Origin of the sequence: Hydrogenophaga sp. (assembly GCF_050250835.1) — a bacterium.
Taxonomy (GTDB): Bacteria; Pseudomonadota; Gammaproteobacteria; order Burkholderiales; family Burkholderiaceae_C; genus Hydrogenophaga.
On the sequence record NZ_JBFWNX010000011.1, the window covers coordinates 1 to 21,825 of the forward strand.

Genomic DNA, 21,825 nt, shown 5'->3' on the forward strand with positions numbered 1-21,825 from the left:
TGAGCGCGTCCAGCGCCGACAGCGGCTCGTCGAGCAGCAGCACGTCGGGGTCGGTGGCGAGCGCGCGCGCGACCGCGACGCGCTGGCGCATGCCGCCGGAGAGCTGGGCGGGCTTCTTGTCGATGGCCGGGGTCAGTCCCACCATCGAGACGTAGCGTTTCACGCGGTCTGCGCGCTCGGCGGCGCTTTCACTGGCGAACACTCGGTCCACCGCCAGGGCCACGTTCTCGCGCACGCTCAGCCAGGGCATGAGCGAGTAGCTCTGGAACACGATGCCGCGGTCGGGCCCCGGTCCGGTGATCGGCCGTCCCTGCTTGAGCACCTGGCCTTCGTCGGCCGTGATCAGGCCCGCGAGCAGGCTGATCAGCGTGGTCTTGCCGCTGCCGGAGAAGCCGACAATGGCGACGAATTCACCTTCCTCCACGCGCAGGTTCAGGCTCTTGAGCACCACGCTGCGCTGCACGCCCTGGCCATAGGACTTGGAGACACCGCGCAGCTCCAGCGCGGCGGTGGCGGGCACCGCCGCGAGAACGGGCCCTGCGGGCGTTTCGACGTCGTCCATCGGGCGGGCTTTGAGTGCGAGATTCATGTAAGGGCCTCCGGGCGCTCAGCGGCGCGTGGCCAGTTGCTGCAGCAACTGCATCAGGCGGTCCAGTGCGAAGCCGATCAGGCCGATGGTGAACACGGCCACCATGATTCGGCTGAGCGATTCCGAGCTGCCGTTCTGGAACTCGTCCCAGACAAACTTGCCCAGGCCCGGGTTCTGCGCCAGCATCTCCGCGGCGATCAGCACCATCCAGCCCACACCCAGCGAGAGGCGCATGCCGGTGAAGATGAAGGGCAGGGCGGATGGCAGCACGATCTTGCGCACCCGCGTGGACAGGGGCAGCTGCAGCACCTTGCCGACGTTGACCAGGTCCTTGTCGACCGAGGTCACGCCCACGGCGGTGTTGATCAGCGTGGTCCACAGCGAACACAGCGTGACGGTGATGGCCGAGATCAGGAAGGACTTCTGGAACATCGGCTCGCCCGTGGTCACGTAGACCGCGCTGACAATGAGCGTGACGATGGGTAGCCAGGCCAGGGGCGACACCGGGCGGAAAATCTGCACCATCGGATTGATCGCCGCCTGCACGATCTTGGAAGTGCCGGCCAGGATGCCCAGCGGTACCGCGACCACGGTGGCCAGCAGGAAGCCCACGAACACGGTGTACAGGCTGGTGAGGATCTGGTCGAGGTAGGTGCGCTTGCCGGTCCACTGGAAGTTGCGTGGTTCGTAAGTCGGGTCTTCGGCCAGGCGCTCCTTGTTGCGACTGGCCTGGCGCGCGTAGAACGCGGACTCGCGCTCGCGTTCGGCGAAATGGTCCTGCACCAGCGCCACCGCCTGAGCGGCCACCTGTGCCGGCCCCGGCACTGCGCCCAGGCTGGTGTTGATGCGCGAGGCGGTGACCGACCACAGCACGAGGAAGAGCGCGAATGCCATCACCGGCACGCCGACCGACATGATGAAGGCGCGGCCCAGTTCGCGAGGATCGCGCAGGGCGGCCGCGCTGCTGCCCAACAGCTTTTGCACGAGTTCCATGGTCAGACCTTGTCCGCGGCCTTCAGGCCGATCTTGAATTTGTTGAGGTAGTCGTTGGGCTTGCGGCCGTCGTAGGTCACGCCGTCGATGAAACCAGCCTGCACGCCCTTGAAGCCATCGGTCTTGGGCACATCGGTGGACTTGATCCGGCCTTCGGCGATCAGTGCGTTGGCGGCCTGCATGTACACCTCGGGCAGGTAGACCTTTCTGGCCGTTTCCAGGTACCAGCTGTCCGGCTTGCTTTCCGTGATCTGGCCCCAGCGCCGCATCTGCGTGAGGTACCAGATGGCGTCGCTGTAGAACGGGTAGGTGGCGAAGTTGCGGAAGAAGACGTTGAAGTCCGGCGAGGGGCGCTTGTCCCCCTTTTCGTATTCGAAGGTGCCGGTCATGCTGTTGGCGATCACGGCTTCGTCTGCCCCCACGTACTGCGACTTGGACAGCATCTTCACGGCCTCGATGCGGTTGGCCATGGAGGCATCGAGCCACTGGCCGGCGCGGATCAGCGCCTTGACCACGGCGATGTGCGTGTTGGGGTTGGCCTTGGCCCAGGCGCCGGTCACGCCGAACACCTTCTCCGGGTTGTTCTTCCAGATCTGGTCGTCGGTGATGACCGGCACGCCCACCCCTTTGAACACCGCCTGCTGGTTCCAGGGTTCACCCACGCAGTAGCCGTGGATGGTGCCCGACTCCATGGTGGCCGGCATCTGGGGCGGTGGCGTGACCGAGAGCAGCACGTCTGCCTTGCTGGTGCCGCTGATGTCGCTCGCGGTGTAGTAGCCCGGGTTCAGCCCGCCTGCGGCCAGCCAGTAGCGCAGCTCGTAGTTGTGCGTCGAGACCGGGAAGACCATGCCCATCTTGAAAGTCTTGCCGTCCTTCTTCCACGCGTCCACGACCTTCTTGAGCGCGTCGGCCTTGATCGGGTGCACGATCTTGCCGCCTTCCACCGGAAGGTGTTTCTTCATTTCGGCCCAGACAGCGTTGGAGACCGTGATGGCGTTGCCGTTGAGGTCCATGCTGAAGGCGGTGACGATGTCGGCTTTGGTGCCGAAACCGATGGTGGCGCCCAGCGGCTGACCCGCGAGCATGTGCGCACCGTCGAGCTGGCCGTCGATCACGCGGTCGAGCAGCACCTTCCAGTTGGCCTGCGCTTCCAGCGACACGTTGAGCCCCTCATCTTCGAAGTAGCCCTTCTCGTAGGCCACGACCAGCGGTGCGCAGTCGGTGAGCTTGATGAAGCCGAACTTCAGGGACTCCTTTTCAGGTCGTCCCGCCTTCTGCGCCAGCGCTTGCAGGGGCAGGCCCGATGCGCCGGCCAGGGCCAGCGCGCCGGTGGTGAAGCGACGGCGATTGAGTGTGTGCGACGAAGAGGTCATGGGGAACTCCTGGCTGAGGGTCAAAAAAATCGGGCCTGCAAAGCACAACGGCGCCCATTCCCTGGCCGATCTGGATCAGCTGGAAATGGACGCCGTTGTCCTGTGTCTGGGGGGACCGGGTCCGAACCGCCTTTGGCTCCGACCCTGATGACACGTTCAAAGCAGGGAGCGTGCCAGCAATCGCTCGATCTCCCCGGCTTGATCGAAAAACGTTGATATGAAAAGAAATAAGCCGACGCAAGGTGTGCCCCGAGCGGTTGGCTGGTGGGTTGGTTAGGCGTCAGTCTGGTGCGCCGGGCGGCTGGTGCACCGGTTTTGTGCGCTGCAGCACCGGTGGTGTCCGCCCAGGCGTCAGGGACGGCGCTCGGGCAGCACCTCGGCCAGCGACAGCACGGTTTCCGCGATCTCGATCAACCGGCGGTTCTGGTTCATGGCCATCTGGCGCATCGTCTTGTGTGCCTCTTCCTCACTGAGGTGGCGATGCGCCATCAGCAAGCCCTTGGCGCGTTCGATCAGCTTGCGCTCGTTCAGGCTGGCGCGCACGGTATCCAGCTCTTCACTCATGGTCTGCAGACGTCGTGCCTGCTCCTGTACCAGCTCGAGGATGGAGCGGTCCAGTTCGAGGCCGTAGCCCTGGGCGCTGGTTCCAAGCGCGGCAGGGCTGGCCTGTCGGTCCGACCTGAGTGCGCCCATGTCCTTGAAGAAAGACAGGGCGTCGGCCTCTCGCGCGGGCGAGGCATAGAGCGTGTCATAGGTCAGCAGCTCCGCCTGCGCTGCGGTGATCTTTTCCTCGCAGGCACGCAGCAGATCCAGCGCGAGGCGGTCCTCCACCGTCTTCATGCGGTCGATGCGCTGGCTGCAGCAGTCGAACCAGGCCTGGCTGAGCTGGACGTTGAGCGGTGCGCCATGGGTGGCGGTACACAGCACGCGGCGCAGCCGCTCCAGCTCGGCCAGGATGGCGCTGGCCTGGTTGAGTGCCCACAGGTCCACCGCCTTGGCATGAGCGAACTCGTTGAACACCTGCAGGCAGCGTTCCTGGGACTCGATCAGGTGCAGCAGGCGCTGCTGCTCCGCGGCTTCGGCGCGGCCGCCCGCAAACAAGGCCGAACCGGCGGCACGTTCCTGACCCGCAAACTCCTTGCCCTGCATGAAGTTGAACAGGGCCACCAGCAGGCGCGAGATCTCAGGGTCGCTGGCGCTGTCGGCGGCTTCGAACACGACGGCCAGCAGCCCGGCGATCAGTCGCACATAGGCTTCCGTGGCCTGTCGCGGTGTCCAGTCCAGCGCCTTGACGCGTTCGCGCAGGGCGCCGAGGGCGTCCAGGCCCTGCAGCACGTAAGCAATGCGGCTGAAAAGCCGCGCGCCACGGCCCACACGTGCGGCCTCCGTGTCCAGGTTGTCGAAACACTGCCGCAGCTCGGCCTCCAGCAGTCGGCATTCCTCAATCTGGCTGTCGCGCATGTCGGCAAAGCGCACGCCCAGCGAACCCAGGTGCAGGTTGGACAGGCCGCGCTCGCGCTGCAGGCCGTGCACCAGACGCCCGGTCACATTCACCAGCGCGCTGGTGAGCGCGAGCTGCTGCAGTTCGGCAATTTCGCAGCGTTTGGCGGCAAGGAGGAATTTCAGGCCGGTTTTCATCTTTCGTGGGGAGGGAATTCGAGTACCGGAGCACTACCCAGCAACAAGCATGCCGCCTCGTACACTTCCCCGCATGTTCATTCTCGGAATCGAATCGTCTTGCGACGAAACCGGTGTGGCGCTGGTCGATGCCAGCGGCAACGACACGCCGCGCCTGCTCGGGCATGCGCTGCACAGCCAGATCGACATGCACCAGGCCTACGGTGGCGTGGTGCCCGAACTCGCCAGCCGTGACCACATACGGCGCGTCCTGCCGCTCACCGACGCTGTGCTGGCGCAGGCTGGTCTGCCGCTGACGGCAGTGGACACCGTTGCCTACACCCGTGGCCCCGGGCTGGCCGGCGCGCTGCTGGTGGGCTCAGGCGTGGCGTGCGCGCTGGGCTTTGCGCTGAACAGGCCGGTGCTTGGCGTCCACCACCTTGAAGGCCATTTGCTCTCGCCCTTTCTCAGTGCCGACCCACCGGAGTTTCCTTTCGTGGCGCTGCTCGTTTCCGGCGGCCACAGCCAGCTCATGCGCGTGGAAGGCGTGGGCCGCTACGAACTGCAGGGCGAGACCATCGACGACGCCGCCGGCGAGGCGTTCGACAAATCGGCCAAGCTGCTGGGCCTGGGCTACCCCGGTGGGCCGGCACTGGCCAGGCTGGCCATGCAGGGCAATCCACGGGCCTACCAGTTTCCCCGCCCCCTGTTGCACAGCGGCGACCTGGACTTTTCCTTCGCCGGCCTCAAGACGGCGGTGCTCACCCAGGTCAAGAAGCTGGCGCACGCCCGTCCGGAAGGCCCGGCCACCACCCATCTGGCAGATCCGCTGAGCCCGCAGCAGAAGGCCGACGTGGCGGCCAGCGTGCAGGCCGCCATCGTCGAGGTGCTGGTGAAAAAATCCATGTCGGCGGTGCGACAGAGCGGATTGCGGCGCCTCGTGGTGGCCGGAGGCGTGGGCGCCAATGCGCTGCTGCGCGAGCAGTTGAACACCGCCTGCGGCCAGGCCGGGGTGCGCGTGCATTACCCCGAGCTGCATCTGTGTACCGACAACGGCGCCATGATCGCGCTGGCGGCCGGCATGCGGGTGCAGGCGGGGCTGGCATGGGAAAAGGGCGCCGCGGCGTCCGCCTACCAGTTTGACGTCAGGCCTCGCTGGCCCCTGGCCGATCTCGGGCTGGACATGGCGCTGTAATTATGAATTAGAATCTTGCGTCCTGTCACCTATGCGACTCTCAGGCGGGTCGCGGGCATCTGGCCCAGACGCAACCAGGAGCAACCTTCCGCATGAAATCACTGGCTTTTCTTCGTCGCCGTTCCCTTGCCGTTTTGCTGCTGTCAGGGCTTGGCGCCACCTTTTCGGCGGCCCAGACACCCGCGCCGGCCGCCGGCGCTCCCATCCGCATCGCCATGATCGAAGGTCTGTCGGGCCCCTTCGCCAACACCGGCGAAGCCGTGTTCCGCAACCTGGTCTGGGCCACTGAGCGGGTCAACGCGCGCGGTGGCGTCAAGCTGCCTGGTGGCAATCGGCCGTTGGCCATCGAGCGGTTCGACAGCAAGGGACAAGCCGAGGAAGCGCTTTCGTCCCTGCGCGCCGCCACCGACCGGGGCATCACCATCGTCACCCAAGGCAATTCGTCGGCCGCAGCCAGCGCATTGATCGAGGCCATTTCCAAACACAACGAGCGCGAACCAGCCCGCCAGATGCTGTTTCTGAACTACTCAGCGGTGGACCCGGTGCTCACCAACGAGAAATGCAGCTACTGGCACTTTCGCTTCGACGCCCATGCGGACATGCGCGTGAACGCGCTCATGAGCGTGCTGCGAGAGGACAGGGCGCTCCAGAACATCTACCTGATCGGGCAGGACTACAGCTTCGGCCAGGCCGTGTTGCGCGAGGCGCGCACCCAGCTCGCCGCGCAACGGCCCGACGTGAAGATCGTCGGCGACGAGTTGCACCCCATGGCGCGTGTTAAGGACTTCCTGCCCTATGCCTCCAAGATCAAGGCCAGCGGCGCGCAGGCCGTGCTCACCGGCAACTGGGGCAACGACCTCACCCTGCTGGTCAAGGCCGCGCGCGAAGTGGGCTTCGAGGGCAGCTTCTACACCTTTTATGGCAATGCACTGGGCGCGCCTGCTGCGATGGGCGACGCCGGCATCGGCAAGGTGATCGCCGTGGCCGACTGGTTCCCCAACGTGCCCACGCCCGAATCGGCAGCCTTCTACCGGTCGTTCAGACAGCGGTTCCCCAGCCCCGCCGACGACTACGTCCACATGCGCATGCAACTCATGATCGAGTCGCTGGCCCAGGCCATCGAGCGTGCTGGCGCGAGCGGTGCGGAGGTCAACGCCGCGAACATCGCCGCCCAGCTGGAGAAGGCCGACGTGACGCTGGCCGGCCAGTCGGCGCGCATGCGCGCCAGCGATCACCAGTTCCAGCAGCGGCTGGCTGTGGCCGTGATGGATCGTCAGGGTGCCCCAGGCGTTCAGTTCGACGTCGAAGGCTCCGGCTACGGCTTTCGCGTGATTCGCAGCCTCACTCCGCAACAGGCCGAACAACCTCACCGTTGCAACATGATCCGTCCCTGATGGACCAGCTCGCTTCGCCACCCTTCATGCGCCAGGTCGTGCAAGACCTGGAGGCTTCGCGCATTCGCGAGGTGGCCAATGAAGGCCTGGGCCGCGAAGGCGTGCTGAAGTTCTGGTTTGGCGAGAGCGACGAAGTCACGCCGGCTTTCATCCGCGAAGCCGCCATCGCCTCGCTGCAGGCCGGTGAAACTTTCTATGCGCACAACCTCGGCCTGCCCGAATTGCGCGAGGCGTTGGCGTCGTACACCGATGCGCTGCATCCCGGGCGCGGCGCGGCGCACTGGCAGGATCGCCTGGCGGTCACGTCCGGCGGGGTCAACGGCCTCATGCTGGCCTCGCAGGCGCTGGTGGACGCGGGCGACGAGGTGGTGGTGGTCACGCCCGCCTGGCCCAATCTGGTGGCGCAACCTCTCATCATGGGTGCGCGTGTGAAATCGGTGCCGCTGAAGGTTCTCGGCAGCGGCCCGCGCGCCGGCGCCTGGGCGCTGGACATGGATGCGCTGCTGGCGGCCATCACCCCAGCCACCCGCATGCTGATCGTCAACGCGCCCAACAACCCCACCGGCTGGACGCTCACGGCCGCCGAGCAGCGCGCGATCCTGGCACATTGCCGACGCACGGGCACCTGGATCCTGGCTGACGAGGTCTACGAACGCCTGTATTTCGCTGCAGATACGCCCAATGGCGCGGCCAGCAGCTTCCTCGACGTCGCCGAGCCCGAAGACCGGGTGGTCATCGCCCACAGTTTCTCCAAGAGCTTCCTCATGACTGGCTGGCGCCTGGGCTGGCTGGTGCTGCCCGCCGCGCTGACCGCCGCCGTCGGCAAACTGATCGAATACAACACCTCGTGCGCGCCGGTCTTCGTGCAGCGTGCTGCCAGCCTGGCGCTGCAGCGCGGCGCTGAGGTCACACCGGCCCTGGTCGCACACCTCAAGGGCTGCCGCGACACCTTGGTGCCGTTGCTGCGCGGCCTGCCAGGCGTGACCCTGGCCGAACCACTGGGCGGCATGTACGCCTTTTTTCGCCTGGACGGGCGGACCGACTGCCTGGATACCGCCAAACGCCTGGTGCGTGAAGCCGGCCTGGGGCTGGCGCCAGGCAGCGCCTTCAGCCCAGAGGCCGCCGGCTGGCTGCGCTGGTGCTTCGCCAGCCGCGACCGGGAACGGCTGGTGCAGGGTGTACAGCGCCTTCGCCACTGGATCGACACCCAGGCCCGTTGAGTCTTTCTGCCCTATAATCGCGGGTTGCTGTCTTCACGGACGGCAACTCACGCCCGCTGCGGCCCATGGTTCCGGAATGCACCGCCTAGTGCCGGAAAGCCTGCCAGCTGCGACGGGACGCACGTCAAAACCAAGGAAATTTCATGATCGCCCAATCCGTCAAGGCCGAGGTCGTTTCGGCCAACGCACGTGCTGCCAACGACACCGGCAGCCCTGAAGTGCAGGTCGCACTGCTCACCGCTCGCATCAACGAGCTGACCCCCCATTTCAAGACCCATGCCAAGGATCACCACGGCCGCCGTGGCCTGCTGCGCATGGTGAGCCGCCGTCGCAAGCTGCTCGACTACCTCAAGTCCAAGGACGCCGATCGCTATTTGGCGCTGATCCAGAAACTGGGCCTGCGCAAGTAATTGGGCCGGTTGTGACACGCAAAACGCCTGAGTTGGTTCGCTGGCTCGGGCGTTTTTTGCTTGTCACCCGACTTTTTGATTCCGGAAGCATTGATGACAGAGCGAAGCTGTGTCATTCCAGGCGGTTTGTGAGGCCAAGTCGGCACCCACAGTCCATCTGGAATGGCATCGTGTTCTGGGTTGTGTTTCCGGGTTTTGTGCAGCCACGCTGCACGCTGAGCCTTCCGCCTGCGGCGGGCGCATTTAACGGAGAGACAACATGAGCATGTTCAACAAAGTCACCAAGACCTTCCAGTGGGGCCCCCACACGGTCACCATGGAAACCGGCGAGATCGCCCGCCAGTCCACCGGCGCCGTGCTGGTCAACATCGACGACACCGTGGTGCTCGCCACCGTGGTTGCCAAGACCGAAGCCAAGGCTGGCCAGGACTTCTTTCCCCTGACCGTGGACTACACCGAGAAGTCGTACGCCGCCGGCAAGATTCCCGGCAGCTTCTTCAAGCGCGAAGGCCGCCCCAGCGAACTCGAGACGCTGACCTGCCGCCTGATCGACCGCCCGATCCGTCCCCTGTTCCCTGAAGGCTTCTACAACGAAGTCCAGGTGATCGTTCACGTGGTCAGCCTGAACCCGGAAGTGCAGGCCGACATCGCCGCCATGATCGCCACCTCCGCCGCCCTGTCCGTGAGCGGCATTCCGTTCAACGGCCCTATTGGCGCCGCGCGCGTGGGCTACATCAACGGCCAGTACGTGCTCAACCCGGGCCAGACCCAGTTGAAGGACAGCCAGTTGGATCTGGTGGTCGCTGGCACCGAAGCCGCTGTGCTGATGGTGGAATCCGAAGCCGATCAACTCTCCGAAGAAATCATGCTCGGCGCCGTGGTGTTTGGCCACGAGCAGGGCAACATCGCCATTGCAGCCATCAACGACCTGGTTCGCGATGCAGGCAAGCCCGCCTGGGACTGGCAGCCGCCGGCCAAGGACGAGCCGCTGATCGCCAAGGTCGACGGTCTGGCCAAGGCCAGGCTCGAAGCCGCCTACCAGATTCGCAACAAGCAAGCCCGCACCCAGGCTTGCCGCACGGCCTATGCCGACGTGATGGCCGCCCTGAAGGCAGAAGGCGTGGCATTCGACAGTGTGGCGGTTGAAGCCCTGCTGTTCGAGATCGAAGCCAAGATCGTGCGTGGCCAGATCCTGGCCGGCGAGCCCCGCATCGACGGCCGCGACACGCGCACCGTGCGCGCCATCGAAATCCGCAACGGCCTGTTGCCGCGCACCCACGGCTCGGCGCTGTTCACCCGCGGCGAAACGCAGGCGCTGGTGGTGGCCACGCTGGGCACCGACCGCGACGCCCAGCGCATCGACGCGCTGGCCGGTGAGTTTGAAGACCGCTTCATGCTCCACTACAACATGCCTCCCTTCGCCACAGGCGAAGCCGGCCGCTTCGGCACCCCCAAGCGCCGCGAGATCGGCCACGGCCGTCTGGCCAAGCGGGCCCTCATTGCTGCATTGCCGAGCAAGGAAGACTTCCCTTACACGATGCGCGTCGTCTCGGAAATCACCGAGTCCAACGGCTCCTCGTCAATGGCATCGGTGTGTGGCGGCTGCCTGGCACTGATGGACGCTGGCGTGCCGATGAAGGCCCACGTGGCTGGCATCGCCATGGGCCTGATCAAGGACGGCAACCGCTTCGCGGTGCTGACCGACATCCTGGGTGACGAAGATCATCTGGGCGACATGGACTTCAAGGTGGCCGGTACCACCAACGGCATCTCGGCGCTGCAGATGGACATCAAGATCCAGGGCATCACGAAGGAAATCATGCAAGTCGCTCTGGCGCAGGCCAAGGAAGCACGCATGCACATTCTGGGCAAGATGCAGGAAGCGATGGGCGAGGCCAAGACCGAAGTGTCCAACTTCGCACCCAAGCTCTTCACCATGAAGATCAATCCCGAGAAGATCCGCGACGTGATCGGCAAGGGCGGCTCCGTCATCCGCGCGTTGACCGAAGAGACCGGCACGCAAATCAACATTGACGAAGACGGCACCATCACCATCGCGTCCACCGACTCCGCCAAGGCCGACGAAGCCAAGCGCCGCATCGAGCAAATCACCGCCGAAGTCGAAGTAGGCAAGGTCTATGAAGGCCCGGTCACCAAGATCCTGGACTTCGGTGCCCTGATCAACCTGCTGCCCGGCAAGGACGGTCTGCTGCACATCAGCCAGATCGCTCACGAGCGTGTGGAGAAGGTTACCGACTACCTGACCGAAGGCCAGGTCGTGCGAGTGAAGGTGCTCGAGACCGACGAGAAAGGTCGCGTCAAGCTGTCCATGAAGGCGCTGGCTGAACGCAACACCGGCGAGCAGTCGCCGCAAGCCCAGCCGCTGTCTTGATGCCTCCGGTGGTGCCGGTCATGCAAGCCGTTGAAATCAGCGCTTTTGGCGCGCCCGAAGTCCTGCGCCTGGCCGAGCGGCCTGTGCCGGCAGCGGGTGCGGGCGAGGTGCTGATCCGCGTGAGCGCGTCGGGCGTGAACCGACCCGACGTGCTGCAACGCACCGGCAACTACCCGGTGCCGCCCGGCGCTTCCGACATTCCCGGTCTTGAAGTGGCGGGTGTCATCGAGTCGGGCGATGTGGCAGCCATGGCCGAAGCGGGCCTGAAGGTCGGCGACCGCGTCTGTGCGCTGGTTGCGGGCGGAGGCTACGCGCAGTGGTGCGTGGCGCCAGTGGGTCAGTGCCTGCCCGTGCCCCAGGGACTGGACGACGTGGCGGCTGCTTCGTTGCCCGAGACCTTCTTCACCGTCTGGAGCAATGTGTTCGACCGTGGACGCCTTCAGGTGGGTGAAACCCTGTTGGTCCAGGGGGGCACCAGTGGCATCGGTGTGACGGCGATCCAGATGGCCAAGGCCCTGGGCGCGCGCGTGATCGCCACCGCTGGCAGCGACGAGAAATGCGCCGCCTGCCTGCAACTCGGTGCGGATCACGCGATCAACTACCGGACGCAGGACTTCGTGGCAGAGGTCGCACGCCTCACGGAAAAAAAGGGCGTCGACGTCATCCTCGACATGGTGGCCGGCGCGTACGTTGCTCGCGAGATTGAATGCCTGGCCGAGGACGGTCGGCTGGTCATCATCGCGGTGCAGGGTGGCGTGAAGGCCGAGATCAACGCAGGCCTGGTGCTGCGCCGCCGCCTCACCGTCACCGGTTCGACGCTGCGTCCGAGGCCGGTGGCCTTCAAGGCTGCGATCGCACAGGCCTTGCGCAAGAACGTGTGGCCCTTGCTCGCCAGTGGCCGCATCCAGCCGGTGGTGCACCAGGTGTTCCTGGCTGGTGATGCCGCTGCGGCGCACACGTTGATGGAGTCCAACCAGCACATTGGCAAGCTGGTGCTGAGCTGGTCCTGAGCTTGGATGCAGAGAGACAAACGGGCATGAAAAAACTGATCGCAGGCAACTGGAAGATGAACGGCTCGCTGGCGGCCAACGAGGCGCTCGTGAAAGCCATGCTCGAAGGTCTGGGTGGCGCAGTGCCGGCCGCCGACATGGTGCTGTGCGCGCCCGCGCCCTACCTGGCGCAACTGGGGGGCTTGTTGCGAGACAGCCCGATCGCCTGGGGTGCGCAGGACGTGTCCGCGCATGAGCAAGGCGCCTTCACCGGCGAAGTGTCCGCCGCGATGCTGCGCGACTTCGGTTGCCGCTACGCCATCGTGGGCCATTCCGAGCGCCGTCAGTACCACGCAGAGAGCGACGTGACCGTGGCCAACAAGGCACAACGTGCGCTGGCGGCAGGCGTCACGCCCATCGTCTGTGTGGGGGAGACTCTGGCCGAGCGCGAAGCCGGTCAGACCGAACTTGTGGTCAAGCGCCAGCTGGCAGCGGTGATCCATGTGGTGGCGCATTGCACCAGCGAGATCGTTGTGGCCTATGAGCCCGTGTGGGCCATCGGTACGGGCAAGACCGCCACGCCCGAACAGGCGCAGCAGGTGCATGCGGTGCTTCGGGCGCAGATTGCGGCTGCCACGCAGCACCCCGAGCGCGTGCACCTTCTTTATGGCGGCAGCATGAATGCAGCCAATGCCGCCAGCCTGTTGGCGCAACCCGATATCGACGGCGGACTGATCGGCGGCGCATCGTTGAAAGCGGCCGACTTCCTCCAGATCGTGGGCTCGGCCCGCTAACCCATTCTTGTGTCCCGTGGACACGGCTTTCAAAGTTTCCCCGGAGTAAAAAATGAACATTGTGTTGACCCTCTTGCTGGCGGTGCAGATCCTGTCGGCGCTGGCCATGATCGGCCTCATCCTCATGCAGCATGGCAAGGGTGCCGATGCTGGCGCAGCCTTCGGTGGCGGCGGTGCAGGCTCGGCCAGCCTGTTCGGTGCTTCAGGTGGTGCGAACTTCCTCTCTCGCACCACCGCCGTGCTGGCCGCTGTGTTCCTGGGCTGCACCCTCGGCCTGGCGTACTTCGGCAACCTGCGCACGGCACCGAGCTCGGGCAGTGTGCTCGAAGGTGTGGCGGCACCCGCTCAACCTGCCGGCGCAGCACAGCAGATACCCGGCAGCACACCCGGCCTCGCGCCGGCACCAGCACCCGCTGCATCCCAACCCGCCGCCGAAGGCGCGGCCCAGATCCCCGCGAAGTAATTCCCTGGACGACGCGAGCGCCACCGCCCTCGTGTCTCCGAAAAACCCCTGCTGCGCTGCAAAAAACGCTGCTGTTTCAGGGTAAACTCTATGGGTTGTCAGCAAGGCCCGCACCGTTCCTCGCGGGCCCGACAATGCAGACCCAGCCGACGTGGTGAAATTGGTAGACACGCTATCTTGAGGGGGTAGTGGCGAAAGCTGTGCGAGTTCGAGTCTCGCCGTCGGCACCAATCTTTGGCAACACGGTCCCACGCCGTGTCAGCGGAATCGACCAAGATGAGTCTCGAACAATACCTTCCCGTGCTTCTGTTTATCTTGGTGGGTATTGCCGTTGGGATCATCCCGCAGGTGCTCGGCTACATCCTCGGCCCGAACCTGCCGGATGCCGAGAAGAACTCTCCCTACGAATGCGGTTTCGAGGCCTTTGAAGACGCGCGCATGAAGTTCGATGTGCGCTACTACCTCGTGGCCATCCTGTTCATCCTGTTCGACCTCGAGATCGCGTTTCTCATTCCCTGGGCCGTCGCATTCTCGGACATCGGCATGACCGGCTTCCTTGCTGGCGTGGTCTTTCTCGTCATCCTCACCGTGGGCTTTGCCTATGAGTGGAAAAAAGGCGCGCTGGACTGGGAATGAGATTGAGATTGACACAAACTGGCGAATGCACCGGAGCGGTTCATGATTGAAGGCGTATTCAAGGAAGGGTTCGTCACCACCAGCTACGACTCGGTGGTGAACTGGGCCAAGACCGGCTCGCTGTGGCCCATGACCTTCGGTCTGGCGTGCTGCGCGGTCGAAATGATGCACGCTGCGGCGGCGCGCTATGACATTGGCCGCTTCGGTTCCGAGGTGTTCCGCGCCAGCCCTCGACAGTCCGACCTGATGATCGTGGCCGGCACCCTGTGCAACAAAATGGCGCCGGCTCTGCGCAAGGTTTATGACCAGATGGCCGAGCCGCGCTGGGTGCTCTCCATGGGCTCATGTGCCAATGGGGGCGGCTATTACCACTACAGCTACTCCGTGGTGCGCGGTTGCGACCGCATCGTGCCGGTCGACGTGTATGTGCCCGGCTGCCCGCCCACCGCCGAGGCCCTGCTGTACGGAATCATCCAGCTCCAGCAGAAGATCCGCCGCACCCAAACCATCGCCCGGGCCTGAGCGCGGGCAGCCTGCATCCGCTTGCGCCAGGGCATTGAAAGAACGTTCATGACCGAGTCCGCCATGACACCCCACGCCGTCGAACCGGAGGCGCTCAAGAGCGCACTGAGCCAATTGCTCGGCGATCGTGCCCAGTCCCTGACGGTGGTCCGGGAAGAACTCACGCTCACCGTGCGCGCCGCTGATTACTACGCGGTCATGCAGACGCTGCGCGATGCGCCCGAGGCTCGTTTCGAGCAGCTTATCGACCTTTGCGGCATGGACTACCAGACCTACGGCGACGGCCGCTGGGAAGGCCAGCGCTTCGCCGCTGTGGTGCACCTGCTTTCCGTGGAACACAACCACCGTCTGCGCGTGCGCGTGTTCTGCCCGGAAGACGACTTTCCCGTGCTCGACTCCGTCACCGCGCTGTGGGCGGCCGCCAACTGGTACGAGCGCGAAGCCTTCGATCTCTACGGCATTGTGTTCGACGGCCATGAGGATCTGCGCCGCATCCTCACCGACTACGGCTTCATCGGGCACCCGTTCCGCAAGGACTTCCCTCTGTCGGGTCATGTCGAGATGCGCTACGACGCAGAGCGCCAGCGCGTGATCTACGAGCCGGTGACCATCGAGCCGCGCGAGATCACGCCGCGCATCATCCGCGAAGACAACTACGGCGGACTTCATTGATGTACCCCCACGCTCATCACTTCATGTATTCGCTGCCTTCCATGGGGGCACTGGCTTCCCTTGGGACGGCCCGGCGGGAGCCCTGACATGGCTGAAATCAAGAACTACACCCTGAACTTCGGCCCGCAGCACCCCGCTGCGCACGGCGTGCTGCGCCTGGTGCTGGAGCTCGATGGCGAGGTCGTGCAGCGCGCCGACCCTCACATCGGCCTGCTGCACCGTGCCACCGAGAAGCTGGCCGAGCACAAGACCTACATCCAGTCGCTGCCCTACATGGATCGGCTGGACTACGTGTCCATGATGTGCAATGAGCACGCCTATTGCCTGGCCATCGAGAAGCTGCTGGGCATTGAAGTGCCGGTGCGCGCGCAATACATCCGCGTGATGTTCTCCGAGATCACGCGCCTGCTCAACCACCTCATGTGGCTGGGGTCGCACGGCAATGACTGCGGCAGCTCCACCATCCTGATCTACGCGTTCCGCGAGCGCGAGGATCTGTTCGACATGTACGAGGCGGTCTCGGGTGCGCGCATGCATGCGGCGTACTTCCGCCCGGGCGGCGTGTACCGCGACCTGCCCGAAACCATGCCGCAGTACCGCGCAAGCAAGGTGCGCAATGCGCGAGGTGTCGCGCAGCTCAACGAGAACCGTCAAGGCTCGCTGCTCGACTTCATCGACGACTTCACCCAGCGTTTTCCAACGTATCTCGCCGAATACCATACGCTGCTGACGGACAACCGCATCTGGAAACAGCGCACGGTGGGCATTGGTGTGGTCACGCCCGAGCGCGCGCTGAACCTGGGCATGACCGGTCCCATGCTGCGTGGCTCCGGCATCGCCTGGGACCTGCGCAAGAAGCAGCCCTACGACGTCTACGACCAGGTCGCCTTCGACATTCCGGTGGGCAAGACCGGTGACTGCTATGACCGGTACCTGGTGCGCATGGAAGAAATGAAGCAGTCCAACCGCATCATCGAACAGTGCGTGAAATGGCTGCGTGCCAACCCCGGGCCGGTGATCACCGACAACCACAAGGTGGCGGCTCCCGCACGCGAGGCCATGAAGGCCAACATGGAAGAGCTGATCCACCACTTCAAGCTTTTCACCGAAGGTTTCCACGTGCCCGAGGGCGAAGCCTATGCCGCTGTCGAACACCCCAAGGGCGAGTTCGGCATCTACCTTGTGAGCGATGGCGCAAACAAGCCCTATCGCCTGAAAATCCGCGCGCCTGGTTTTGCCCACCTGGCCACCATGGACGAGATGGCGCGTGGCCACATGCTGGCCGATGCCGTGGCCATCATCGGCACCATGGACATCGTTTTCGGAGAGATCGACCGATGAGCACCGATACGCAAGTCGTCTTTTCAGACGCCACGATCCGGCGCTTCGACCGCGAAGTGGCCAAATACCCCGACGAACAACGCCAGTCGGCCGTGATGGCTTGCCTGGCGATCATCCAGCAGGAGCGTGGCCACGTGAGCCTGGCGGCCGAGGCCTCGCTGGCGGAGTACCTGCGCATGGAGACGATCGCGGTGCATGAGGTCACCACCTTCTACAACATGTACAACCAGCAGCCGGTGGGCAGGTTCAAGCTCAATGTCTGCACCAATCTGCCGTGCCAGTTGCGCGATGGCGCCCATGCACTGCACCACCTGGAGAGCCGGCTCGGCATTTCCATGGGCGAGACCACGGCAGACGGCATGTTCACCTTGCAACAGAGCGAGTGCCTGGGCGCCTGTGCCGATTCGCCGGTGATGTTGGTCAACGACCGCCACATGTGCAGCTTCATGAGCAACGACAAGCTCGACCAGTTGATCGAAGGTCTGCGCGCATCGGAAGGACAGCCATGAACGCCGAGCAAATCCTCGCCCAGTTTCGCGCCACCGGCGTGCAGACCTGTTTCCATGGCCGGCACATCAACCCTCAGATCTACGCGGACCTCGACGGCAGCAACTGGTCGTTGGAGGACTATGTCGCTCGCGGAGGCTACCAGGCGTTGCGCAAGGTGCTCGGCCAGGACGGATCCCCGCCCGCGGGTGATCCGCCTGTGGTCGGCATGACGCAGGACCAGGTGATCGCGACCCTGAAGGAGTCGGCACTGCGTGGGCGTGGTGGCGCGGGCTTTCCCACTGGCTTGAAGTGGAGCTTCATGCCGCGCCAGTTCCCGGGCCAGAAGTACCTGGTGTGCAACTCGGACGAGGGCGAACCGGGGACCTGCAAGGACCGCGACATCCTGTTGTACAACCCGCACATCGTCATCGAGGGCATGGCGATCGCGGCCTACGCCATGGGCATCAGCGTGGGCTACAACTACATCCACGGCGAGATCTTTGAAGCCTACGATCGCTTTGAAGCCGCGCTGGAAGAAGCGCGCGCTGCAGGCTTCCTGGGCAACGGCATCATGGGCAGCAGTTTCAATTTCCAGTTGCACGCTGCGCACGGCTTCGGTGCCTACATCTGCGGCGAAGAGACCGCGTTGCTCGAATCGCTGGAGGGCAAGAAAGGCCAGCCGCGTTTCAAGCCGCCATTCCCGGCGAGCTTCGGCCTGTATGGCAAGCCGACCACCATCAACAACACCGAAACCTTTGCAGCGGTCCCCTGGATCATCCGCAACGGTGGCGCGGCCTACCTGGCCTGCGGCAAGCCCAACAACGGAGGCACCAAGATCTACTCGGTCAGTGGCGACGTGGAATTGCCCGGCAACTACGAAGTGCCCCTGGGCACGCCGTTCAGCAAGCTGCTCGAACTCGCCGGTGGTGTGCGCAAGGGCCGCACGCTCAAGGCCGTGATCCCTGGCGGTTCTTCTGCCCCTGTGCTGCCAGCTCACATCATGATGGAGTGCACGATGGACTACGACTCCATCGCCAAGGCCGGCTCCATGCTCGGCTCGGGCGCGGTGATCGTGATGGACGATTCGCGCTGCATGGTCGAGTCGCTCAAGCGCCTGTCCTATTTCTACATGCACGAGTCCTGCGGCCAATGCACACCTTGCCGCGAAGGCACTGGCTGGCTCTGGCGCATGGTCGATCGCATCGACCGTGGGCTGGGCAAGCCGGCCGACATGGCGCTGCTCGACAACGTGGCCGAGAACATCATGGGCCGCACCATCTGCGCGCTGGGCGATGCGGCGGCCATGCCGGTGCGCGCCATGATCAAACACTTCCGGCATGAGTTCGAGGCCAAGATCAATGCTGCCACTGCCAACATCCCGGCCAAGGTTGCCTGAACACACGACTATGAGCCTCCACGTTCACATCCGTTCACTGCCCCCCGAGGGGGCGCGCGCCGTTCTTGGGGCGGCCCGGCGAAAGGCGCATCACCATGGTTGAAATCGAACTCGACGGCAAGAAGGTGGAAGTGCCCCCGGGCAGCATGGTCATGCATGCGGCCGAAAAGGCCGGCACCTACATCCCCCATTTCTGCTACCACAAGAAACTTTCCATTGCGGCCAACTGCCGCATGTGCCTGGTGGACGTGGAGAAAGCCCCCAAGCCCATGCCCGCCTGCGCCACGCCGGTCACGCAGGGCATGATCGTCCGCACCAAGAGCGACAAGGCGATCAAGGCGCAGCAGTCGGTGATGGAGTTCCTTCTGATCAACCACCCGCTGGATTGCCCCATCTGCGACCAGGGTGGCGAATGCCAGTTGCAGGATCTGGCCGTGGGCTACGGCGGCTCCGGTTCGCGCTACGAAGAAGAAAAGCGCGTGGTCTTTCACAAAGACGTAGGCCCTCTCATTTCCATGGAAGAAATGAGCCGCTGCATTCACTGCACCCGTTGCGTGCGCTTCGGCCAGGAAGTGGCGGGCGTGATGGAACTCGGCATGATCCACCGAGGCGAGCACTCGGAGATCACCACCGTGCTCGGCGAGACCGTGGACTCCGAACTCTCGGGGAACATGATCGACATCTGTCCGGTGGGCGCGCTCACCAGCAAACCGTTCCGGTACAGCGCCCGCACCTGGGAACTCTCGCGCCGCAAGAGCGTGAGCCCGCACGATTCCACCGGCGCCAACCTGATCGTGCAGGTGAAGAACCACCGCGTCATGCGCGTGCTGCCGCTGGAGAATGAAGCCGTCAACGAATGCTGGATCGCCGATCGGGACCGCTTTTCGTACGAAGCCCTCAACGGCGAAGACCGCCTGACCTCGCCCATGCTCAAGCAAGGTGGCGAATGGAAGACCGTGGACTGGCAGACCGCGCTGGAATACGTGGCCAATGGCCTCAGGCAGGTCAAGGCCGAACACGGCGCAGGTGCCATCGGTCTCCTCGCCAGCCCGCACAGCACGCTGGAAGAACTGGCCCTTGCCGGTGCGCTCGTTCGCGGCCTGGGCAGCCAGAACATCGACACCCGTCTGCGTCACGCCGACTTCTCGAACGCAGCGACGCCGGGCCTGGCGCGCTGGCTGGGCCTGCCCATCGCCGCATTGTCCTCGCTGCAGCGCGTACTGGTGGTGGGGTCGAACCTGCGCAAGGACCATCCGCTGTTCGCCCAGCGCATCCGCCAGGCTCAGCGCAAGGGCGCGCAGGTGAGCGTGCTGAACGCCACTGCGCAAGACTGGGCCATGCCGCTGAAGAACGTGTTGCTGGCCGACAGCGCCTCCTGGGTGCCTGCTCTGGCGGGCATTGCATCGGCAGTGGCGGCCGAGACTGGCGCTTCCGCACCCGTCAGCGCAGAAGTGTCCGATGCCCACCGCGCGGTGGCGAAGTCGTTGCTGAGTGGTGAGCGCAAAGCGATCCTGCTGGGCAATTCCGCTGCTCATCACGCCAAGGCATCTGGCTTGCTGAGCCTGGCGAACTGGATCGCTCAGCAGACCGGCGCCACGGTGGGCTATCTCACCGAGGCGGCCAACACCGTGGGCGCGCAGCTCGTCGAGGCGCTGCCGGGGCAGGGCGGCCTGAATGCAGGGCGCATGCTGACTGGTGGTCTCAAGGCCGCCATTCTCTTGAACACCGAACCGGCGCACGACAGCGCTACAGGTGCAGCAGGCCTGTCCAAGGCCGGCATGGTTGTCACGCTCAGCCCCTTCAAGACCAACCTGGACGTGAGCGATGTGCTGCTTCCGATCGCGCCGTTCACCGAAACCTCGGGCTCCTTCGTCAACGCCGAAGGCCGTTTGCAGAGCTTCCATGCCGTGGTGCGTCCACTGGGCGAGACCCGCCCCGCCTGGAAAGTGCTGCGCGTGTTGGGCAACCTGCTGGAACTGCCCGGCTTTGACGCCGACTCTTCACAGGCCGTGCTGACCAGCGCCCTGCCAGGCCTGGCCTCTGGCGCGCTGGTGGACGCCGCACGCCTCACCAACGTCGGCAGCGCCGCCGTTGACCTCGCACCCGACGCTGCAGCCCCCTGCGTGGCGTCGATCTACCAGCTCGACGGTCTGGTGCGGCGCGCCACCTCGCTGCAACTCACCGCCGATGCGCGGGCAGCCCTTGCCGTGGAAGGAGCCACCGCGTGATCGAAGCCCTGTACAACGGCGGCCTGGGCCTGATCGCCGCACCCTGGTGGACCACGGCCGCCTGGCCCGTCATCTGGAACCTGATCAAGATCGTGGCCGTGCTCGCGCCACTGATGGGCGCCGTGGCCTATCTCACGTTGTGGGAGCGCAAGCTGCTTGGCTGGATCCAGGTGCGCCATGGGCCCAACCGCGTAGGACCCATGGGTCTGCTCCAGCCGATCGCCGATGCCGTCAAGCTGCTGACCAAGGAACTGATCCGCCCGAGCGCTGCGAGCAATGGACTCTTCCGCCTGGGGCCGGTCATGGCCATCATGCCGGCGCTTGCCGCCTGGGTGGCCATTCCCTTCGGCCCCGACGCCATCATCGCCAACGTGAACGCCGGCCTGCTGGTGATCCTGGCCATCACGTCCATCGAGGTGTATGGCGTGATCATTGCAGGCTGGGCCTCCAACTCCAAGTACGCGTTCCTGGGCGCACTGCGCGCCTCGGCACAGATGGTGAGCTACGAAATCGCCATCGGCTTCTGTTTCCTGGTGGTGGTCATGACCGCCGGCAGCCTGCACCTCGGTGAAATCGTGGCTTCGCAATCGCGTGGGATGGCGGCCGACGTGGGCCTGAACTTCCTGTCGTGGAACTGGCTACCGCTCCTGCCCATCTTTCTGGTCTACCTGATCTCTGGCGTGGCCGAGACCAACCGCCATCCCTTCGACGTGGTCGAAGGCGAGGCCGAGATCGTGGCTGGGCATATGGTCGAGTACTCGGGCATGGGCTTTGCCATCTTCTTCCTCGCCGAATACGCCAGCATGTGGCTGGTGTCCGTTCTGGGCGTGCTCATGTTCCTTGGCGGCTGGCTCTCGCCCATCGACAGTGTGTTCTTCAACTGGGTGCCGGGCTGGATCTGGCTGGGCCTGAAGACCTGCTTGGTGGTGTCCATGTTCATCTGGATCCGTGCCACCTTCCCGCGCTTCCGTTATGACCAGATCATGCGTCTGGGCTGGAAGATTTTCATTCCCGTCACGCTCATCTACCTGCTGCTCGTCGGTGCGTTGATGCAGACCTCGTGGAACCTCTGGAAATAAGAGGGCGAATGACCATGTCCACCACCACCGCTC

General features: G+C 64.7%; 20 protein-coding genes and 1 tRNA gene. 17 read left to right on the forward strand and 4 right to left on the reverse strand.

Going from position 1 to position 21,825, the window contains the following annotated elements:
• From AB7F11_RS14165 to AB7F11_RS14180, 4 genes are all read right to left on the reverse strand, one after another.
• The coding region (locus AB7F11_RS14165) for an ABC transporter ATP-binding protein (protein WP_428300785.1) at positions 1 to 589 on the reverse strand (589 nt) is incomplete at its 3' end.
• An 18-nt stretch (positions 590 to 607) separates the two neighbouring features.
• Complete coding sequence (locus tag AB7F11_RS14170; protein ID WP_428288965.1) at positions 608 to 1,582, reverse strand: ABC transporter permease; 975 nt, start codon at positions 1,580 to 1,582, stop codon at positions 608 to 610.
• Between the two features lie 2 nt (positions 1,583 to 1,584).
• Positions 1,585 to 2,955 (reverse strand): CmpA/NrtA family ABC transporter substrate-binding protein, encoded by a 1,371-nt coding sequence (locus tag AB7F11_RS14175; RefSeq protein WP_428288966.1) that lies wholly within the window; start codon positions 2,953 to 2,955, stop codon positions 1,585 to 1,587.
• Positions 2,956 to 3,306: 351 nt separating this feature from the next.
• Entirely contained in the window at positions 3,307 to 4,593 is a 1,287-nt protein-coding gene (locus AB7F11_RS14180) for a nitrate- and nitrite sensing domain-containing protein (RefSeq protein ID WP_428288967.1), read from the reverse strand.
• Between the two features lie 73 nt (positions 4,594 to 4,666).
• Here AB7F11_RS14180 and tsaD point away from each other — a divergent pair, with 73 nt between their 5' ends.
• The 17 genes from tsaD to nuoH all read left to right on the forward strand — a co-directional run bounded on the left by tsaD (position 4,667) and on the right by nuoH (position 21,792).
• Complete coding sequence (gene tsaD / locus AB7F11_RS14185) at positions 4,667 to 5,767, forward strand: tRNA (adenosine(37)-N6)-threonylcarbamoyltransferase complex transferase subunit TsaD (RefSeq protein WP_428288968.1); 1,101 nt, start codon at positions 4,667 to 4,669, stop codon at positions 5,765 to 5,767.
• Positions 5,768 to 5,859: 92 nt separating this feature from the next.
• On the forward strand, positions 5,860 to 7,161 hold the full coding sequence (locus tag AB7F11_RS14190; RefSeq protein ID WP_428288969.1) for a branched-chain amino acid ABC transporter substrate-binding protein: 1,302 nt from the start codon (positions 5,860 to 5,862) through the stop codon (positions 7,159 to 7,161).
• Between the two features lie 26 nt (positions 7,162 to 7,187).
• Positions 7,188 to 8,381, forward strand: coding sequence for a pyridoxal phosphate-dependent aminotransferase (locus AB7F11_RS14195; RefSeq protein WP_428289018.1), 1,194 nt, complete (start codon positions 7,188 to 7,190; stop codon positions 8,379 to 8,381).
• 143 nt (positions 8,382 to 8,524) lie between these two features.
• Positions 8,525 to 8,791, forward strand: coding sequence for a 30S ribosomal protein S15 (rpsO, locus tag AB7F11_RS14200; protein WP_428288970.1), 267 nt, complete (start codon positions 8,525 to 8,527; stop codon positions 8,789 to 8,791).
• A gap of 259 nt (positions 8,792 to 9,050) precedes the next feature.
• Positions 9,051 to 11,183, forward strand: coding sequence for a polyribonucleotide nucleotidyltransferase (pnp, locus tag AB7F11_RS14205; RefSeq protein WP_428288971.1), 2,133 nt, complete (start codon positions 9,051 to 9,053; stop codon positions 11,181 to 11,183).
• 20 nt (positions 11,184 to 11,203) lie between these two features.
• Entirely contained in the window at positions 11,204 to 12,193 is a 990-nt protein-coding gene (locus tag AB7F11_RS14210; RefSeq protein ID WP_428288972.1) for an NAD(P)H-quinone oxidoreductase, read from the forward strand.
• A gap of 26 nt (positions 12,194 to 12,219) precedes the next feature.
• Positions 12,220 to 12,966 carry a triose-phosphate isomerase gene (gene tpiA / locus AB7F11_RS14215; protein WP_428288973.1) on the forward strand — a complete coding sequence of 249 codons (747 nt, stop codon included), beginning with the start codon at positions 12,220 to 12,222 and terminating at the stop codon, positions 12,964 to 12,966.
• Positions 12,967 to 13,018: 52 nt separating this feature from the next.
• Positions 13,019 to 13,429: a preprotein translocase subunit SecG gene (gene secG, locus AB7F11_RS14220; RefSeq protein ID WP_428288974.1), complete on the forward strand. Its 411-nt coding sequence runs from the start codon at positions 13,019 to 13,021 to the stop codon at positions 13,427 to 13,429.
• A gap of 145 nt (positions 13,430 to 13,574) precedes the next feature.
• A tRNA-Leu gene (locus AB7F11_RS14225) sits at positions 13,575 to 13,659 on the forward strand.
• A 46-nt stretch (positions 13,660 to 13,705) separates the two neighbouring features.
• A complete protein-coding gene (locus tag AB7F11_RS14230) occupies positions 13,706 to 14,065 on the forward strand; it encodes an NADH-quinone oxidoreductase subunit A (protein ID WP_428288975.1) in 360 nt (119 codons plus the stop codon).
• 42 nt (positions 14,066 to 14,107) lie between these two features.
• Positions 14,108 to 14,587 carry a NuoB/complex I 20 kDa subunit family protein gene (locus AB7F11_RS14235; RefSeq protein WP_056273769.1) on the forward strand — a complete coding sequence of 160 codons (480 nt, stop codon included), beginning with the start codon at positions 14,108 to 14,110 and terminating at the stop codon, positions 14,585 to 14,587.
• 63 nt (positions 14,588 to 14,650) lie between these two features.
• Positions 14,651 to 15,259: an NADH-quinone oxidoreductase subunit C gene (locus AB7F11_RS14240; protein WP_428289019.1), complete on the forward strand. Its 609-nt coding sequence runs from the start codon at positions 14,651 to 14,653 to the stop codon at positions 15,257 to 15,259.
• Between the two features lie 87 nt (positions 15,260 to 15,346).
• A complete protein-coding gene (locus tag AB7F11_RS14245) occupies positions 15,347 to 16,600 on the forward strand; it encodes an NADH-quinone oxidoreductase subunit D (protein ID WP_428288976.1) in 1,254 nt (417 codons plus the stop codon).
• Positions 16,597 to 17,109 carry an NADH-quinone oxidoreductase subunit NuoE gene (gene nuoE / locus AB7F11_RS14250; RefSeq protein WP_428288977.1) on the forward strand — a complete coding sequence of 171 codons (513 nt, stop codon included), beginning with the start codon at positions 16,597 to 16,599 and terminating at the stop codon, positions 17,107 to 17,109. Before AB7F11_RS14245 ends, nuoE begins: the two co-directional genes overlap by 4 nt.
• Positions 17,106 to 18,485 carry an NADH-quinone oxidoreductase subunit NuoF gene (gene nuoF, locus AB7F11_RS14255; RefSeq protein ID WP_428288978.1) on the forward strand — a complete coding sequence of 460 codons (1,380 nt, stop codon included), beginning with the start codon at positions 17,106 to 17,108 and terminating at the stop codon, positions 18,483 to 18,485. The genes nuoE and nuoF overlap by 4 nt, the downstream gene beginning before the upstream one ends.
• Positions 18,486 to 18,580: 95 nt before the next feature.
• The gene (nuoG, locus tag AB7F11_RS14260) at positions 18,581 to 20,713 is read left to right on the forward strand and encodes an NADH-quinone oxidoreductase subunit NuoG (protein WP_428288979.1); all 2,133 of its coding nucleotides are present in this window, start codon (positions 18,581 to 18,583) and stop codon (positions 20,711 to 20,713) included.
• On the forward strand, positions 20,710 to 21,792 hold the full coding sequence (gene nuoH / locus AB7F11_RS14265) for an NADH-quinone oxidoreductase subunit NuoH (RefSeq protein WP_428288980.1): 1,083 nt from the start codon (positions 20,710 to 20,712) through the stop codon (positions 21,790 to 21,792). The genes nuoG and nuoH overlap by 4 nt, the downstream gene beginning before the upstream one ends.
• Positions 21,793 to 21,825: the final 33 nt, after the last annotated feature.

Bases quoted from the DNA above. Each gene is read 5' to 3' on its own strand.
- AB7F11_RS14170 (WP_428288965.1), bottom strand. From the start codon at position 1,582: ATGGAACTCGTGCAAAAGCTGTTGGGCAGCAGCGCGGCCGCCCTGCGC.
- AB7F11_RS14175 (WP_428288966.1), bottom strand. From the start codon at position 2,955: ATGACCTCTTCGTCGCACACACTCAATCGCCGTCGCTTCACCACCGGC.
- AB7F11_RS14180 (WP_428288967.1), bottom strand. From the start codon at position 4,593: ATGAAAACCGGCCTGAAATTCCTCCTTGCCGCCAAACGCTGCGAAATT.
- tsaD (WP_428288968.1), top strand. From the start codon at position 4,667: ATGTTCATTCTCGGAATCGAATCGTCTTGCGACGAAACCGGTGTGGCG.
- AB7F11_RS14190 (WP_428288969.1), top strand. From the start codon at position 5,860: ATGAAATCACTGGCTTTTCTTCGTCGCCGTTCCCTTGCCGTTTTGCTG.
- AB7F11_RS14195 (WP_428289018.1), top strand. From the start codon at position 7,188: ATGCGCCAGGTCGTGCAAGACCTGGAGGCTTCGCGCATTCGCGAGGTG.
- rpsO (WP_428288970.1), top strand. From the start codon at position 8,525: ATGATCGCCCAATCCGTCAAGGCCGAGGTCGTTTCGGCCAACGCACGT.
- pnp (WP_428288971.1), top strand. From the start codon at position 9,051: ATGAGCATGTTCAACAAAGTCACCAAGACCTTCCAGTGGGGCCCCCAC.
- AB7F11_RS14210 (WP_428288972.1), top strand. From the start codon at position 11,204: ATGCAAGCCGTTGAAATCAGCGCTTTTGGCGCGCCCGAAGTCCTGCGC.
- tpiA (WP_428288973.1), top strand. From the start codon at position 12,220: ATGAAAAAACTGATCGCAGGCAACTGGAAGATGAACGGCTCGCTGGCG.
- secG (WP_428288974.1), top strand. From the start codon at position 13,019: ATGAACATTGTGTTGACCCTCTTGCTGGCGGTGCAGATCCTGTCGGCG.
- AB7F11_RS14230 (WP_428288975.1), top strand. From the start codon at position 13,706: ATGAGTCTCGAACAATACCTTCCCGTGCTTCTGTTTATCTTGGTGGGT.
- AB7F11_RS14235 (WP_056273769.1), top strand. From the start codon at position 14,108: ATGATTGAAGGCGTATTCAAGGAAGGGTTCGTCACCACCAGCTACGAC.
- AB7F11_RS14240 (WP_428289019.1), top strand. From the start codon at position 14,651: ATGACACCCCACGCCGTCGAACCGGAGGCGCTCAAGAGCGCACTGAGC.
- AB7F11_RS14245 (WP_428288976.1), top strand. From the start codon at position 15,347: ATGGCTGAAATCAAGAACTACACCCTGAACTTCGGCCCGCAGCACCCC.
- nuoE (WP_428288977.1), top strand. From the start codon at position 16,597: ATGAGCACCGATACGCAAGTCGTCTTTTCAGACGCCACGATCCGGCGC.
- nuoF (WP_428288978.1), top strand. From the start codon at position 17,106: ATGAACGCCGAGCAAATCCTCGCCCAGTTTCGCGCCACCGGCGTGCAG.
- nuoG (WP_428288979.1), top strand. From the start codon at position 18,581: ATGGTTGAAATCGAACTCGACGGCAAGAAGGTGGAAGTGCCCCCGGGC.